The sequence below is a fragment of the Saccharomonospora iraqiensis subsp. paurometabolica YIM 90007 genome, assembly GCF_000231035.2.
Taxonomy (GTDB): domain Bacteria; phylum Actinomycetota; class Actinomycetes; order Mycobacteriales; family Pseudonocardiaceae; genus Saccharomonospora; species Saccharomonospora paurometabolica.
Genome location: NZ_KI912222.1, coordinates 5,825 through 7,563 on the forward strand (window position 1 = coordinate 5,825; position 1,739 = coordinate 7,563).

Genomic DNA, 1,739 nt, shown 5'->3' on the forward strand with positions numbered 1-1,739 from the left:
GCGGCCGGGCCGGACCGAACGCGAGGTGGCCCGCGAGCTGGAGACCCGCATGGCCGAGCACGGCGCGCACGGCACCGCGTTCGAGTCGATCGTGGCCGCGGGGGCGCACGCGGCGATCCCGCACCACCGGCCGACCGACGCGGTACTGGAGCGCGGGGACCTGGTGAAGATGGATTTCGGTGCGGTCGTGGACGGGTACCACTCGGACATGACCCGCACGGTCGTGCTCGGACCACCCGCCGGATGGCAGCGGGAGCTGTACGACCTGGTGCTGCGGGCGCAGACCGCCGCCACGGACGCGCTGCGCCCGGGACGGGAGGTCTCGTCGGTGGACGAGGTGGCCCGTACCGTGGTCTCCGGGGCCGGGTACGGTGAACACTTCCCGCACGGCCTCGGACACGGCGTGGGACTGGCGGTGCACGAGGCGCCGAGCCTGTCCCCGCGTGGCGTCGGTACACTGGCCGCCCGCATGGCGGTGACCGTGGAGCCGGGGGTCTACCTGGCGGGGCGCGGTGGTGTCCGGATCGAGGACACGCTCGTCGTGCGGGAGGGCACTCCCGAGCTCCTCACAGTCAGTACCAAGGAACTCGTGGTCGCCTAGTGGCGGCCCCACCCGACACAGGAGAACGCACACTCGTGGCCACCACCAACGACCTCAAGAACGGCATGGTCCTCAACCTGGACGGCCAGCTGTGGTCCGTCGTGACCTTCCAGCACGTCAAGCCCGGCAAGGGCGGCGCGTTCGTCCGGACGACGCTGAAGAACGTCACCAGCGGCAAGGTGGTGGACCGGACGTTCAACGCAGGGACCAAGGTCGACACCGCGACCGTCGACCGACGGCAGATGACCTACCTCTACAACGACGGCAGCGACTACATCTTCATGGACGGCGAGACGTTCGACCAGCTGGAGATCTCCGGCGACCTGGTCGGCGAGGGCGCCAAGTTCCTGCTGGAGAACACCGACGTGCAGATCGCGATGCACGAGGGCAAACCGCTGTACGTGGAGCTGCCCACGACGGTCGAGCTGACCATCACCGAGACCGCACCCGGTCTGCAGGGCGACCGGTCCACCGGCGGTACCAAGCCGGCCACGGTGGAGACCGGGGGCGAGGTGCAGGTGCCGCTGTTCGTCGGCAACGGCGAGAAGATCAAGATCGACACCCGCGACGGCCGCTATCTCGGCCGCGCCTGAGCGCGGACGGCGGCCAACGGTGAACGACACACGTCCCTCCCGTCCCCGCCGCGGGGCGCCCGGTCGACGCGACGCCCGACGGCGTGCCGTCGAACTGCTCTACGAGGCCGCGCAACGGGAGACCGATCCGCGGACGTTGCTGGCGGAGCGGGTCGGCGCGACCGAGGTCGAGGCGATCAACGACTACACGGTCACCCTGGTCGAGGGGGTGGGTGCCCACCGCGAGCGCATCGACGAGCTGCTGGCCGAGCACGCGCAGGGGTGGTCGCTGGAGCGGATGCCCCCGGTCGACCTCGCGGTGCTCCGGGTCGGTCTGTACGAGCTGTTGTGGGCCGGTGACGTGCCCGACCCGGTGGCCATCGACCAGGCGGTCGGGCTCGTCCGGGAGCTGTCCACCGACGACTCGCCGCGGTTCGTCAACGGGGTGCTGGGCCGGATCGGCACGATCGCCGACCGGCTGCGCACCGTTCTGTAGCCCGACCCGCCCGCCGGACCGCGTCCCGGAGCCGCCCGCCCCGGACGCGGCCGGTCCCGGGCACGGTCCC

At 71.5% G+C, this 1,739-nt stretch carries 3 protein-coding genes; all 3 read left to right on the top strand.

Annotation, left to right across the window (positions count from 1 at the left end):
• Positions 1 to 601: M24 family metallopeptidase (locus SACPADRAFT_RS26445; protein ID WP_007027511.1), on the top strand; the 601-nt coding region annotated here is incomplete at its 5' end.
• Positions 602 to 636: 35 nt separating this feature from the next.
• Positions 637 to 1,194, top strand: a complete 558-nt coding sequence (gene efp, locus SACPADRAFT_RS0208545; RefSeq protein ID WP_007027512.1) for an elongation factor P — start codon at positions 637 to 639, stop codon at positions 1,192 to 1,194.
• A gap of 19 nt (positions 1,195 to 1,213) precedes the next feature.
• Positions 1,214 to 1,669 (top strand): transcription antitermination factor NusB, encoded by a 456-nt coding sequence (gene nusB, locus SACPADRAFT_RS0208550; protein ID WP_007027513.1) that lies wholly within the window; start codon positions 1,214 to 1,216, stop codon positions 1,667 to 1,669.
• Positions 1,670 to 1,739 lie beyond the last annotated feature (70 nt).